The organism is Bradyrhizobium ivorense (assembly GCF_900696085.1).
Classification (GTDB): Bacteria; Pseudomonadota; Alphaproteobacteria; order Rhizobiales; family Xanthobacteraceae; genus Bradyrhizobium; species Bradyrhizobium ivorense.
In genome coordinates this window covers 167,824-181,341 of sequence record NZ_CAADFC020000028.1, presented here as the reverse complement: position 1 = coordinate 181,341, position 13,518 = coordinate 167,824, and the positions used below count along the sequence as shown (strand labels likewise).

15 protein-coding genes are annotated in these 13,518 nt (G+C 64.0%); 12 read left to right on the top strand and 3 right to left on the bottom strand.

All coding sequences use genetic code 11. The features are described from left to right. Positions 1-120: 120 nt before the first annotated feature. The 4 genes from CI41S_RS32000 (at position 121) to CI41S_RS31985 (ending at position 2,658) form a co-directional block, all read left to right on the top strand. Complete coding sequence (locus CI41S_RS32000) at positions 121-336, top strand: hypothetical protein (RefSeq protein ID WP_139485511.1); 216 nt, start codon at positions 121-123, stop codon at positions 334-336. Further along, entirely contained in the window at positions 314-1,042 is a 729-nt protein-coding gene (locus CI41S_RS31995) for an ABC transporter ATP-binding protein (protein WP_139863092.1), read from the top strand. The genes CI41S_RS32000 and CI41S_RS31995 overlap by 23 nt, the downstream gene beginning before the upstream one ends. Next, positions 1,032-1,856 (top strand): ABC transporter permease, encoded by an 825-nt coding sequence (locus tag CI41S_RS31990; protein WP_139863091.1) that lies wholly within the window; start codon positions 1,032-1,034, stop codon positions 1,854-1,856. The genes CI41S_RS31995 and CI41S_RS31990 overlap by 11 nt, the downstream gene beginning before the upstream one ends. 187 nt (positions 1,857-2,043) lie before the next feature. Beyond that, entirely contained in the window at positions 2,044-2,658 is a 615-nt protein-coding gene (locus CI41S_RS31985) for a hypothetical protein (protein ID WP_139863090.1), read from the top strand. Between the two features lie 68 nt (positions 2,659-2,726). On the opposite strand, the gene CI41S_RS31980 is transcribed toward CI41S_RS31985, so the two are convergent. After that, positions 2,727-3,755 (bottom strand): LacI family DNA-binding transcriptional regulator, encoded by a 1,029-nt coding sequence (locus tag CI41S_RS31980; protein ID WP_139863089.1) that lies wholly within the window; start codon positions 3,753-3,755, stop codon positions 2,727-2,729. A 131-nt stretch (positions 3,756-3,886) separates the two neighbouring features. On the opposite strand from CI41S_RS31980, the gene CI41S_RS31975 reads away from it, so the two are divergent. The 8 genes from CI41S_RS31975 to CI41S_RS31940 all read left to right on the top strand — a co-directional run bounded on the left by CI41S_RS31975 (position 3,887) and on the right by CI41S_RS31940 (position 12,710). Continuing rightward, positions 3,887-4,789, top strand: a complete 903-nt coding sequence (locus tag CI41S_RS31975) for a dioxygenase family protein (RefSeq protein ID WP_139863088.1) — start codon at positions 3,887-3,889, stop codon at positions 4,787-4,789. Between the two features lie 8 nt (positions 4,790-4,797). Further along, positions 4,798-5,553: an SDR family NAD(P)-dependent oxidoreductase gene (locus CI41S_RS31970; protein ID WP_139863087.1), complete on the top strand. Its 756-nt coding sequence runs from the start codon at positions 4,798-4,800 to the stop codon at positions 5,551-5,553. A 111-nt stretch (positions 5,554-5,664) separates the two neighbouring features. Further along, a complete protein-coding gene (locus CI41S_RS31965) occupies positions 5,665-6,570 on the top strand; it encodes a beta-keto acid cleavage family enzyme (protein ID WP_139863086.1) in 906 nt (301 codons plus the stop codon). 18 nt (positions 6,571-6,588) lie between these two features. Beyond that, a complete protein-coding gene (locus CI41S_RS31960) occupies positions 6,589-7,602 on the top strand; it encodes a quinone oxidoreductase family protein (RefSeq protein WP_139863551.1) in 1,014 nt (337 codons plus the stop codon). A gap of 2 nt (positions 7,603-7,604) precedes the next feature. Continuing rightward, the gene (locus tag CI41S_RS31955) at positions 7,605-7,964 is read left to right on the top strand and encodes a cupin domain-containing protein (protein ID WP_139863085.1); all 360 of its coding nucleotides are present in this window, start codon (positions 7,605-7,607) and stop codon (positions 7,962-7,964) included. Between the two features lie 22 nt (positions 7,965-7,986). Beyond that, positions 7,987-9,345, top strand: coding sequence for a dicarboxylate/amino acid:cation symporter (locus CI41S_RS31950; protein WP_139863084.1), 1,359 nt, complete (start codon positions 7,987-7,989; stop codon positions 9,343-9,345). 614 nt (positions 9,346-9,959) lie between these two features. After that, a complete protein-coding gene (locus CI41S_RS31945) occupies positions 9,960-11,792 on the top strand; it encodes a caspase family protein (RefSeq protein WP_139863550.1) in 1,833 nt (610 codons plus the stop codon). Between the two features lie 60 nt (positions 11,793-11,852). Further along, complete coding sequence (locus CI41S_RS31940) at positions 11,853-12,710, top strand: class I SAM-dependent methyltransferase (protein ID WP_139863083.1); 858 nt, start codon at positions 11,853-11,855, stop codon at positions 12,708-12,710. A 118-nt stretch (positions 12,711-12,828) separates the two neighbouring features. Here CI41S_RS31940 and CI41S_RS31935 read toward each other — a convergent pair whose 3' ends face one another. Both CI41S_RS31935 and CI41S_RS31930 read right to left on the bottom strand, forming a co-directional pair. Further along, positions 12,829-13,086, bottom strand: coding sequence for a hypothetical protein (locus CI41S_RS31935; RefSeq protein WP_139863082.1), 258 nt, complete (start codon positions 13,084-13,086; stop codon positions 12,829-12,831). Positions 13,087-13,197: 111 nt separating this feature from the next. Further along, positions 13,198-13,485 carry a hypothetical protein gene (locus CI41S_RS31930; RefSeq protein WP_139485523.1) on the bottom strand — a complete coding sequence of 96 codons (288 nt, stop codon included), beginning with the start codon at positions 13,483-13,485 and terminating at the stop codon, positions 13,198-13,200. Positions 13,486-13,518 lie beyond the last annotated feature (33 nt).

Here is a 13,518-nt window from a genome sequence, read left to right as displayed (position 1 = left end):
CCCTGTCATCGAATGCATTGGGATTCCCGCAGCACGACCTATCTGATGCTAAGGCACGGGGAGCTTGGCGGCCGCCGCGTCGCAGACTTCCGATCGATATCCCGCCATCCTGGTGATAACATGCTCATCACACTCGTCGCAGTTCTATGCCATGGACCGCTCTGTCTGGAGAAGGTGGTCACGAATAGCGAGCAATCCGGCATCACCATGCGTGACTGTCAGGCCAGATCGCAGGTCGCAATCGCGGACTGGATGGCGCAGAATCCGTACGGGGAATGGAAGCTGCAGCGCTACAAATGTGTGGTGGGGCCATATGTTGCCAAGGGAGACGCCTGACCGCGCGGCAGCCTCGATCGCGGGCCGCGCGACGGCCGCGCTCGAGACCAGGCAGCTGTCGCGCAAGTCGGGCGATCGCATTCTTGTTCACGACGTCAGCGTCGCGGTGACGGCCGGCGAGATTCTTGCCGTCGTCGGACCGAGCGGCGCGGGAAAGTCGTCGTTCCTTCGGCTGCTCAACCGGCTGGACGAGCCGACCTCCGGCACCGTGCTGCTCAAGTCCACCGACTACCGCTCGATCGCCCCGCAGGATCTGCGGCGGCGCGTCGGCATGGTCATGCAGACCGCCTACCTGTTCCCGGGCACGGTCGCCGACAACATCGCCTTCGGACCACGCCAACGCGGCGAAGCGCCGGCGCCGGATCGGATTGCCGCCTTGCTGGAGCGCGTCGGCCTGCCCGGGTTTTCCGATCGTCACGTCAGCAATCTCTCCGGCGGGGAAGCGCAGCGCGTTGCATTGGCGCGGACGCTGGCCAACGAGCCCGACGCCCTGCTGCTCGACGAGCCGACCTCCGCACTCGACGAGGCCTCGGTTCGCGGCATCGAGGAGCTGATCCTCGGCATCGTCGGAGAGCGGCGAATGACCTGCGTGATCGTGACGCATAATCGCACCCAGGCGATGCGGCTCGCCGGACGAACGATGGTCATGGAGGCGGGCCGGCTGGCTGCGATCGGCCCAACGCGGGAGGTGTTGCATGCTGGCTGAGCTTCAAGGCAGCATCGGCAACGACGTGCTGGTCGGCCTGATGCAGGCCGCCGCCGCGATTGCGCTGTGCGCCGTGGTCGTGGCGCTGTGCGCGTGGCAAACCGTCCATGTCGAGCGCGAGGCGGCGATCTCGATGCTCCGCGGCCTCGTGCAGATGATTCTGGTCGGCGTGGTGCTGGCGGTGCTGCTGCACGGCAGCCTGCTGATCGGGTCAGTCATCCTGTTCATGATGACGATCGCCGCCGCGGTCACGGCCTCGCGCCGCCTCAAGGGCATGAACGGCGCGCTGCTGATGTGCTTCTGGTCGATCGTCGCAGGCGCCGGAACCATCATCGCCGTGATGCTTGCAACGCGCAGTCTGCAGCCGGAGATTTCGATCCTGGTGCCGGTCGGCAGCATGATCATCGCCAACGCCATGAATGCGTGCGCTCAGGCGATCGAGCGCTTCCGGGCCGAGATCGTCGCCCACACCGGTCACATCGAAGCGGCCTTGTCGCTCGGCGCCGAGCCCGCGGTGACCGTGGCGCCGTATCTGCAGAGCGCGGTCTATGCCAGCCTGTTGCCCCGGCTCGACATGATGAAGTCGCTCGGGCTGGTGTGGATCCCCGGCGTGATGGCGGGCATGGTGGTATCAGGCGCGAGCCCGGTCTACGCCGGCATCTACCAGTTCATCATCGTCGCGATGATCCTGGCAGCATCGGGGATCACGAGTCTTGTCGCGACTGCCTTGATGCGATCGCGCGCCTTCTCGCCGGCAGCGCAGCTGCTGCTGCGACCGGCGGACCCGGCGACCTCGGGCCGCCCGACCGCTTGAGCGTGCCTAGCATCCGGACGGCAGTGCCGCACCCGGCGTCGCCGTGCCGTAGGGACCCATGGCGGCGGGGTTGGCGAGGTTCATCGAGACGCTCTCGCTGCATGCGGCGGTGTTCGGCGTCGGCATTGTGGCCGGCGCCGCGCTGATGCTGGTGTCGGTCGTGTCGAGGTCGGCCGTTGGCGACTGAATGGTTCCCGGCGACGGGTTTGCCGGGACGTCGGGCGTCGAGACCGGCAAGGCCGCGGCATCGGTCACCGTATTGCCGGGCGCCGAGGTGCACGAGCTCCCGGGCGTGGCGCTGCCGAGCGCCGGCGCCGGCGCGATCGTCCCGGTCGTGCTGCCGGTGACCGAGCCCAGGATGGTGACCGGCATGGCCGGTGGCAAGGCCGGCGTGGAGCTCGTGCTCGTCGTCGGCGCGCTCATGCTCACCGATACGCCGGGGCTTACGGGAGTTACGGTCATGACCGATGGCGAAAGCTCGGCGGTCGCCGGCGAGCAGTTCAGGCTGGTGCCGGGAATCGTCGGATCGTCAGCCAGAGGAGGCGATGCCAGCGTGGTGACCGGCGCGCCGGGCACGGTCGCGGCGGAAAACACGCTGCTGAACGGGCTCGGTCCCGTCAGCTGCGACGACACGATCGCGCCCGGTGTCGTTGGCAGCCCCATGGCCGTCGTGCCCATGGTCGACACTTGCGCCAGGCAGCTGCTGGCCGACAGCAGCAGCACCGTCACGCCCAGCAGCGTCCGCATTCCAATCTCCGGCGTTCGACTGTTACGGTCGGAGGTAGGCAGCCGGCCGACCTAACCCAACTCACGTTTGGCTTACCGCGGTCACCATCGACGCCGGGATACGGTCGCCGTCGTGGCGCGATGTCAGGCGTCAGCTTCGACTGCTCTGAATGCGGTCGATCCGCGAACGACAAGCTCCGGCCGAAGCACGACGTGCCGGATTTCCGGCGATCCGCTCTTGATCCGCTCGGCGAGCATCTTGGCGGCGATCCGTCCCATCTCCCGGTGCTCGATCCGCACGGTCGTGAGCGGCGGCGAGACGACGTCCATCAACGGCATGTCGTTGTGACCGACCAGTGAGATGTCCTCCGGACACCGCAATCCCCGCTGCTTCAGCACATCGAGGACACCGAGAGCCAAAAGATCATTCGCGGCGACGATCGCCGTGACGTCGTGCGTCGCGGCGAGCAGGTGTTGCGCTGCTTGCGCGCCCGCCTCGCGGGTGTAGCCCGTCGCCTCGCGCACGACGCCACGCAGGTCATGATGCAACATCGCGCGTTCGAAGCCGTCGCGTCGCAGCGCGCCGGTCGATGTGGATAATGGGCCGGCGACATGCGCGATACGCCGGTGTCCAAGGCCGACGAGATGATCGACCGCGAGGCGCATTCCCATGTCGTCGTCGGAGACAACCGAGGAGACCCGATCGCGCGCTTCGGACCGGTTGACCAGGATCACCGGCAGACCGCGCTGGATGCAGAAGCCGACCAGTTCATCGTCCTGCGAAACGGTCGCGAGGATCAGGCCGTCGACCCGTTGGCTGAGCAGTCGCTCGACGAAGCAGATCTGTTGCGATGATGCATTGCCGGCATCGGCGACGATCGGTGCGTAGCCTTGCGCGGAAAGCACCTCGGCGATGCCGCCGAGGATCGGCGCGAACACCGGGTTGGCGATGTCAGGCAGCAGCACGCCGATGAGATCGGATCGGCCGAGGCGCAGATTGGCGGCCAAGCGGTTGGGCTGATAGTCGAGCGCCTCGGCCTGGGCCACGATCCTCTTGGCGACGTCGTCGGCAACCAGGTGCCGCTTCTTCGGGTCGAGCGCGCGCGACACCGTGGACGGATGGACCCCGGTCGCGTCAGCGATCTGCTTGATCGTGGTGATGGGCCGATTCACGCAGCAATTCCCGTCGGTTAGCCGATTCACGCGATCATGATACGAGAAGGATTGACTTTTTGCAATCGATTGCAATATCAATTGCAAACGATTGCAGTTAGTTCAGCAATCGATTGCAGAGGCAGAAATCCATGGGCAACGGCATCATCGAGAAACTAGAGGATGTAACCCCGACCGTGTTGCGGGCTATGGGCGCGACCGACAACGCCCGGCTCCGAACGGTCATGGAAGCGTTCGTCAGGCACCTGCACGCGTTCGCCCGCGAGGTGAAGCTCACCGAGGCCGAGTACGATCTCGGCATCGACTTCCTGAACCGGATCGGACAGGCCACCCACGCCAGCCACAACGAGGGAATTCTCTTCGCCGACGCGGTCGGCTTCTCGACGCTCGTCTGCCTGTTGAACAACGGAAACGCCGGCGCGACCGAGACCGCTGCGGCGCTGCTCGGTCCATTCTGGCGGGCCAACTCCCCCAAAACGGAGAACGGCGGCACCATCGTTCGCTCCCCGACCCCGGGCCCCGAGCTGTTCGTGACCTGCGAGGTCGTGGACGCCGCGGGGAAACCGCTCGCCGGCGTCGAGGTCGACGTCTGGCAATCCTCACCGGTCGGTCTCTACGAAAACCAGGACGATACGCAGGCGGACATGAATCTGCGCGGCAAGTTCACCACCGACGCCGCCGGACGCTTCGCCTTCCGATCGGTCAAGCCGGCCGGTTATCCCGTCCCCACCGACGGCCCCGTCGGCGACATGTTGCGAGCGCAGAACCGGCATCCCTATCGGCCAGCGCATATCCATTTTCTCGGCTTCAAGCCCGGCCACAAGACCCTGATCACGCAAGTCTTCGTCGACGACGACGAGCACCTGGAAAGCGATGTCGTGTTCGGCGTGACGCGAGCGCTGATTGGCGACTATCGCCAGCACGACGCCGGAGAGCCGCCCGCGCCCGGCGTTCGCGCCCCCTGGTACACGCTGAACTACCGTTTCGCGATGGAAGCCGGCGAAGCGATCCTCCCCAAACCTCCGATCCAGTGAGCAAAACCATGAAGCAGTCCATGGACGGCAAGGTCGTCCTCGTCGTCGGCGGCGCCGGCAGCATCGGCGCCGTATCCGCCCAAAAATTTGCCGAGCTTGGCGCCCGCATCGCGATCAGTCATCGCGATGTTCCGGAGGAAGCCGCGGCGGCCGCGAAGGTGGTGCAATTCCTGCCCGGAGAAGGCCACGCGGCGCTCGTCGCCGACGTGTCGCGGACCGAGACGTTGACGGCGTTGCGCAGCGAGATCGAACGGCGCTTTGGACGCCTCGATGTTCTGGTCAACGCGGCCGGCTTCACCAAGCCGGTGCCCCACGCCGATCTCGACGCCCTGGACGACGACCTGATCGACCGGATGTTTGCAGTCAACTGGCGCGGACAGTTCGCGACCATCCGCAGCTTCGCGCCGCTGCTGAAAGCGTCGGGCGACGGCCTGATCGTCTCGATCTCCTCGATCGCGGGCAGCAACGGCATCGGCTCGTCAATCGCCTATTGCGCGGCCAAGGCCGGCATCGATGTCATGACCAAGTCGCTGGCGCGCGTGCTTGCGCCCGAAGTGCGGGTGCTCGCGGTCGCGCCCGGCGTGGTCGACACCAACTTCGTTCCCGGGCGCGGGGCCGACTTCAATACCAGGACCGCGGCGACGACGCCGCTGAAGCGGATCGCAACGGCGGACGACATCGCCTCGGCGATCCTCGCCTGCGCCACGCAACTTGGCTTCGCCACCGGCACGACCTTCGTGGTCGACGGCGGCCGCTCGCTCTAGAGCTTCGGTTCTGATTGAATCAGAACCGAAGCTCTGGATTCTTGTTTTGACGCGTTTTGTTGACGCGAACCGGTATCCACTTCGCTCGAAAACGCTCTGGAAGGACAGTCCATGCGATCTCCACGCGACAAGGTCATCATCACCTGTGCCGTGACCGGCAATCTGACGACGCCCGAACAGACCCCCCATCTGCCGATCACCCCGCAGCAAATCGCCGAGGCCTGCCTCGGCGCCGCGGATGCGGGCGCCGCCATCGTCCATATCCACGTCCGCGATCCCCTGACCGGGCGCCCCTCGATGCTGCTCGATCACTATGTCGACGTCGTGCAGCGCATCCGGGCCCGCAATCCTGCGCTGATCCTCAACATCACGACGGGGCCCGGCGGACGCTTCGTGCCATCCAAGGACGACCCGAAGGTCGCGGCCGAAGGCACCACCCTGATGGTGCCGGAGAAGCGGGTCGAGCACATCGCCGTGCTGCGGCCGGATATTTGCACCCTGGACCTCAACACCATGAATTCGGGCCGCGAGGTGGTGATCAACACCCCACCCAATGTGCGGCGAATGGCCAAGGTAATCGCTGAGGCCGGCGTCAAGCCGGAGATCGAATTGTTCGATTCCGGCGACATCGCGCTGATGCGCGATCTGCTCGCCGACGGCACATTGACGGGGCCGGTCCTGTGCTCCTTCGTGATGGGCGTGCGCTACGGCTTTCAGCCGGCGCCCGAAACCGTGCTCTACGCGCGCGATCTGCTGCCGCACGATGCGGAGTTCACCGCCATTGGCATCGGCAAGGCGGCGTTCACATCGGTGGCGCAATCCTATCTCGCCGGCGGTCACGTGCGCGTCGGGCTCGAGGACGCCGTCTATCTTTCCCGCGGACGGTTCGCGACATCCAACGCCGAGATGGTCAGCAAGGCGCGCCGCATCGTCGAAGACCTCGGAGGGGAGATCGCGACGATCGAAGAGGCACGCCGCATCGTCGGTCTGCCGTATCCATCCAAGAGTGCGGCCTAAGAGCGGCCGATGAACATCATGACCGGATCGAACACAAACGTGACCATCGAAGCGACCAGCGTGCGGCTCAATGCCAAGGCGAGCGATACCGCATCGATTGAACCCGTCATCGAGCGGCAGCTGTTGTCGCGAGGACCGGACGAGGTCGTAGTCGCCATCGAGGCCGCCGGCGTCAACCCGTCCGACGTGAAGGCCGCCACCGGCCTGATGCCCTATACGGTATTCCCCCGAACCCCGGGCCGCGATTTCGCCGGGCGGGTGGTCGACGGCCCGCAGCAATGGATCGGCAAATCCGTATTCGGCTCCTCCGGCGACCTCGGCATCCGCCGCGACGGCACGCACGCCTCGCATCTGGTTGTCGAAGCGGCGGCGCTGGTGGAGAAGCCGGACGGCATGTCGATGAATGAGGCCGCCGGCATCGGCGTGCCGTTCGTCACCGCCATCGAGGGCTTCCGCAGATCCGGCATGCCGAAGCCGGGCGAGCATGTTCTCGTCATGGGCGTCAACGGCAAGGTTGGGCAGGCGGCGGTGCAACTTGCGACCTGGCAGGGCGCCAAGGTGATCGGCGTGGTGCGCAAGGACGAAGGCTACGAGGGTCACGCCAACGCGCCGATCGAGATCGTCAACTCCGCCGCAACCGACGTTGCAAAGCGCGTCCGCGAGCTGACCGACGGCAAGGGCGCCGACATCGTCTTCAACACGGTCGGCGATCCCTATTTCGACGATGCCCACCACTCGCTGGCGAAAGGCGGGCGCCAGATCCTGATCGCGGCCGTGCACAAGATCGTGCAGTTCAACATCCTCGAGTTCTACCGGGGACGGCACACTTACCTCGGCATCGACACCCTCGCCTTCTCCTCGGTCGAGAGCGCCGACGTGCTGCGCAGCGTGCTGCCCGGCTTCGCCGCCGGATTGCTGCGTCCTTACCCGATCGCAGATCGCTCGATCTATGCTCTCGCCGACGCCAAGGCGGCCTATGACGCCGTGATCGGATCGTCGCGCGACCGCATCGTGCTGCGCCCGGGAGCCTGATCATGCACGTCGTCCGCTTCGCCGAGGCGCCGGCGTACACCGCGCCGGGGCATCACGACATGGCGATGGTGCGCGTGCAGGGACGCGAGGCCGGCCCCTCCTCCGACCTGTGGATCGGCGTTTTCGTGATCGCGCCGGGCGGCGGCACGACCCAGTCCGCGTCGCCGCAAGAGAAGATGTACGTGGTGCTTGACGGCAGGCTCAGCATCTCGAACGGCGAGACCGAAGTCGAGCTCGGACAATGGGATTCCTGCCGTATCGCGGGCGGCGAGGACCGCCGCCTGACCAACCGAACGAATTCGCCCGTGACCGTTCTTCTGGTGATGCCGCTCTCCGAACAAGAGCGCCAGCGCGACCAGTAACTCAATAGCCAGGGAGGCATCAATGCGCACGATCGCAAGCCAGGGATCGCCGAGGAAGAAGCCCTTCTACGCAATTCTTTACGTGCAGGTGCTGGCGGCGATCGCGGTTGCGATCGCGCTCGGCCACTGCTGGCCGGGCCTTGCGGTCGACATGAAGCCGTTCGGCGACGGCTTCATCAAGCTGATCAAGATGGTGATCGCGCTCGCGATCTTCTGCACCGTGGTCACCGGCATCGCCGGCATGTCGGACATGAAGAAGGTGAGCCGCGTCGGCGGCAAGGCGCTGCTCTACTTCGAGGTCCTCTCGACCCTGGCGCTGCTGATCGGATTCGTTGCCGCCCATGCGGCGACACCCGGCGCCGGCTTCAACGTCGATCCGGCAACGCTCGATGCCAAGGCGGTCGCGCAATATGCCGGCAAGGCGAAAGAGCAGACCGTCGTCGAGTTCCTGCTCAACATCATCCCGAATACCGTCATCGACGCCTTCGCACGCGGCGACATTCTTCCCGTGGTGCTGATCTCGATCCTGTTCGGCTGCGTGCTGTCGCGGCTCGGCGAGCGCGCGAGGCCGATCCGCGACATGATCGACGGCGGATCGATGCTGATCTTTGGCGCGATCAACGTGATCATGCGCTTCGCGCCGATCGGCGCGTTCGGGGCCATGGCGTTCACCGTGGGCCGCTACGGCATCGCCTCGCTCGGCCCGCTGGTCAAGCTGGTCGGGCTGTTTTACCTGACGTCGGCGGTGTTCGTGTTCGGCATTCTCGGCCCGATCGCCTGGTGGTCGGGCTTCAGCATCTGGAAGTTCCTGGTCTACATCAAGGAAGAGATCCTGATCGTGCTGGGAACCTCGTCCTCCGATCCGGTACTGCCGAGCCTGATGGAGAAGCTCGAGCGGCTGGGCTGCTCCAAGCCGGTGGTCGGGCTCGTCGTTCCGACCGGCTATGTGTTCAACACCGACGGCTCGTCCATCTACATGACGCTGGCCGCCCTGTTCGTGGCGCAGGCCACCAACACCGACCTCTCGATCTCGCAGCAGATCGCGATCCTCGCCGTCGCCATGCTGACCTCGAAGGGCGCCAGCGGCGTGACCGGCGCGTCGTTCATCGCGCTGGTCGGGACGCTGTCGGTCGTCCCCACCATCCCGGTCGCAGGCATGGCGCTGATCCTCGGCATCGACCGCTTCATGAGCGAGGCACGCGCGCTGGTCAATGTGATCGGCAACGGCGTGGCGACGATCGTGATCTCCAGAACCGAGGGCGAGCTCGATCTGGCCCGCGTCAACGCCGTGCTGGACGGCAGGGCGACCGGCGCCGAACCGGAGGAAGCTCCGGCGACTCTGATCGATGACAGCCCGCTGCCTGCCCGCAACCAGGCCTAGCTGCTGCGCCAGCAGCGCGGCGATCTGCTCTGGCGCGATCCCCCAATCCGCGGCGCTCGCGATGTGGGCTCCAAGCCAGCCGGCACGGCTTTGCCAAGCACGTATGCGATCGCGCGAATGTTTCAGCGTCACCAGGGGGAGATCCGTGCCTCGATGCGAGGTCCACACATCGTCGTCCACCCCTCTGCTTCGGTTCGCTTCCGCAGACTCTGGCAACGCTCACTGGATCCTGACCGCGGTCCACGATAGCCGCGCCTATAGCCTCGGCCAAACAGCGAAACCTGGCTGCGATTAGCCGTCCTCTCCCCGATTGACGGAAAGCCTTGCCGCTCTGCCGCCACGCCGGGATTTGGGCATCGCCGCGCAACAAATAACCGTGTCTGACGACGGACACCTCGATAATATATTAGCTATATCAATATGTTATAACCAAGCGAAGGATTCTCGAGAAATTCCCGGAATCTTCTATGGGCTTGAACGTCCGCCCCCTCATAACTGACAAATTGGGGTCGAGATCGCCACTTCGTGAAACGCGGCCGGCGCCATTGCTCGATGCGTGGGATTTTGCCGCTTTTCAACGAAGCAAGTGATCTTGTTGGAGGTTCGCCATGGACATGGATAGGCTCCTCAGAGTTTTCATTCTCCTTATTGGTTCAATTCTATTCGCTTCTCAGCCAGCGTGGGCGACCAAGCGAGTCGCGCTGGTGATCGGAAACTCCACCTATCAAAACGCACCATTACTTACAAATCCAGCCAATGATGCCGCCGCTATCGCCGCTACACTGAAACAGGCTGGATTCGATGTGGTGGACGCTCGGCTGGATCTGGCCTCGAGCGGCATGCGGCGGGTACTGAGGGATTTCGCCGATCAAGTCCGCGACGCCGACATTGCCATCGTCTACTATGCAGGTCATGGCATCGAAATTGACGGCACGAATTATTTGATCCCGACAGATGCCAGGCTCGAACGCGACACCGATATCTATGACGAGGCCTTCTCGCTCGATCGGATCCTATTGGCGATCGAGCCCGCGAAGCGGCTGCGTGTTGTGATAGTCGACGCCTGCCGCAATAATCCCTTCACCGACACAATGAAAAGAACGGTTACTTCTCGATCCATCAGTAGGGGGCTCGCCCGTGTCGAGCCCGCCGCGTCCAATACGTTGATCGCGTTTGCCGCAAAGGCGGGACTCACGGCACTCGATGGCAATAGCAAGAACAGTCCATACGCAACGGCGCTTGTAAAGTATATCGCAAAGCCTGGGCTCGACTTGCGCAGGGCCTTCGGCTTCGTCCGCGATGACGTTTTGCAAGCCACGGGCAATCGACAGGAGCCCTATGTCTACGGCTCGTTGGGCGGCGACGACGTGGCACTCGTACCCAAGCCAGAGGAAGCGGCGCCACCTGTAAACGCCTCTTCCGACATTCGTCGCGACTACGAGCTGGCCCTGCAAGTCGGCAATAAGGCCGCCATGAGCGCATTCCTCGCCCAATATCCTGAGGGCTATTACGCGAATTTGGCCAAGCTTCGCCTCGATCAGATCGACGCTGAGAACGCACGCGTTGCGGCGATCGATAAAGCTCAGCAGGCCGAGCCGAAAGAATCCCAGCCGTTGTCGGAAAATGCCCGGCGCGCCGAGCAGGTCGATGCGGCTGCAGGTGCGAAAACTGCAGATGGCGCCCGTATTGCTGCCGAAAAAGCAAAACAGGCAGCGCAGGAACCAGCGACCGACGCCGAACGGAAGCGGACTTCAGCCGTCGCCTCAACGGTCGCCGTGCTCTCCACGAATGAACCCCTCGTTGACGGCGCAAAGCCGAATAATTCCGAAGTCGCTTCTCCTGTCCAGAATACGGAGGGCACGAAGGTTGCCGCCTTAAGCGCAGGGCCGCCGAAGGCCGATCTTGCCAAGGCGGTTCAGAGCGAATTGAACCGGGTTGGTTGCTTCAGCGGCACGATCGATGGCGACTGGGGCGCGGCTTCCCGCCGCTCACTGACACTGTTTAACCGGCACGCCGGAACCAAATTCGCCGTCGAACTTGCCACCCTCGATGCCCTCGATGCCATCAAGCTGAAGCCGTCGCGCGTCTGTCCGCTGATCTGCGAGCATGGCTACCAACGAGACGGCGACCAGTGCAGCAAGATCACCTGCGCCGAGGGCTCGTTTCTCAACGATGACAACGAATGCGAGAAGCGCCGTGCGAGAAAGCCGCTCGCGAAGCGCGACACGGACGAGCGCCCGGTACGAGCGGCCCGTCCGGTCCGCGAGAGATCCGAGCCGAAGGCGGATGTTCCCCGACGACAGGCGACCGCCAGGACGCCGAGCGGCAGTGGTCAGATCATGTGCGATGCCTATCTCTGCCGCCCGGTCCGTCACGGATGTCATCTCGAGTACCGCGGCGGCGGCGGTCCGGGCGGCGGCACCGGCAATGTTGAGGTATGCAATTAGGACGGGTTCCTTTCACACTTTCCTGCCCGCCTTGCCGGGAATGCTATAACGATTGGAGCGATGCAACCGGGGCGACCAAGTCTGACAGCTCTGAGCGCCGCGCATTTGCGGGCGGCGCATCAGGTGCTGGATGGAGCGTCCATTCTGGCCGACCCCTTGGCCGCACGTATTCTCGGACCCGATGCCAGGTTTTCGCTCGATTACGCGCGCCTGTCCGCATTGGTCTCGCGCGCTGAATTGTCGGGGCCGCTGTTGCGCTGGTTCATCGCCGCCCGCTCGCGCCTTGCGGAAGACGCCCTGCGTAACGCAATAAGCAACGGGGCGACCCAACTGGTGGTGCTCGGCGCCGGCTTCGATACGCTGCCATATCGAATGCCGAGCTTGTCCAATATACGTATTTTCGAGGTCGACCATCCCGCGACGCAGGCGCGCAAACGCGAGCGATTGGCGATGGCCGCAATCGAAGTGCCCGAAACGCTTTCCTACGTCGCGATGGACCTCGAAGAGCAAACGATCGCGGCCCCGCTTCAATCGGCCGGCTTCGAAGCCGCCGAACGCAGCTTTTTCAGCTGCCTCGGCGTGGTGCCCTATCTCACCGAACAGGCAATCGTCGCAATTTTTGATTATGTGGCGCAACTTCGCGGCGGTGCTGAAGTGGTGTTTGACTATGTCTGTTCAACCGGTTCGCTTCGCCCGACCACCTGTGCGCCACCGCCGGCAATCGCCGAAGCGCCTGCGACCGGACAACAGATCCGGAGCTATCTTGAGACAACAGAACTCTGCTCGAAGCTGAGCATGACCGGCTTCCGAACTGTCGAGAACATGGGTCCCGAGCAAATTGCGGCCCGCTTGTTTCCCGATGCGGGTCGTGGCGGTTCTCTAAGCGGCTGCCACATCATGCACGCGGCGACCGGCTGACGAACCGGCTTTCCTGGGGGCATCCACGTCTTGTTCTTGCAGGGAAAGACCTGGATGGCCGGGACAAGCCCGGCCATGACGACGTGGACATGTCAGTTGCAGAAGTACAATCTCTGGCTCAACGACCCCGCTTCTTGGTGTTCTTCCGGCTCGCCTTGGCAGGCTTTTTCTTCGACACCGGCTTTTTTGCGCTCTTGCTCGGTTGGGCCTGCTGCGGCCCACGCAGTTCGGTCCGGAGCGACCGCAAGTCTGCCTCGATCTGATCGGTCAAGCCCTGCAATCCAGAGAGCAGATTGAACATGACAGGATCCGTCTCGGCTGAAACATGCTTTGCAGCCTCCTTGAAATTCTCTCTCGCAATAACGTAACCACTCACAGCGCTCCTCCTCCATTTGTCTCGATTCCGGTGCGTATTGCGAAGATAATCCCTCGTCCACGCCCGCCGCTTTCCTTGCTGGCCAGGGTACCCGGCGGCATCCGTCGAATACTACGCCTCTTCCTCATAGCGCCACAGATCGCCCCATTCGGCATTCCACAGGTTGTCGGGATCGATAACCACTATCGGTATTTTCTTTGAGTTTGCGAGTTGGATCGCCGTCGCCAGCGCGTGCAAGGCGGGTCCTTCCTGGCTTGTCATGTCCGCCGGCAACCGGTCTGGCGCCGCCGTCTTTGGACAATGCACGATCCCCATGTGGGATCCATCCTTGTCGAAAAGCGTCAAGCTGATTGCATCTGGCTGGACTTCATCAACTCGCTCGAAGCGGTTTCTGGACATCTGTTCACCGGTGCTTGGCTCGCGATCGCGCAA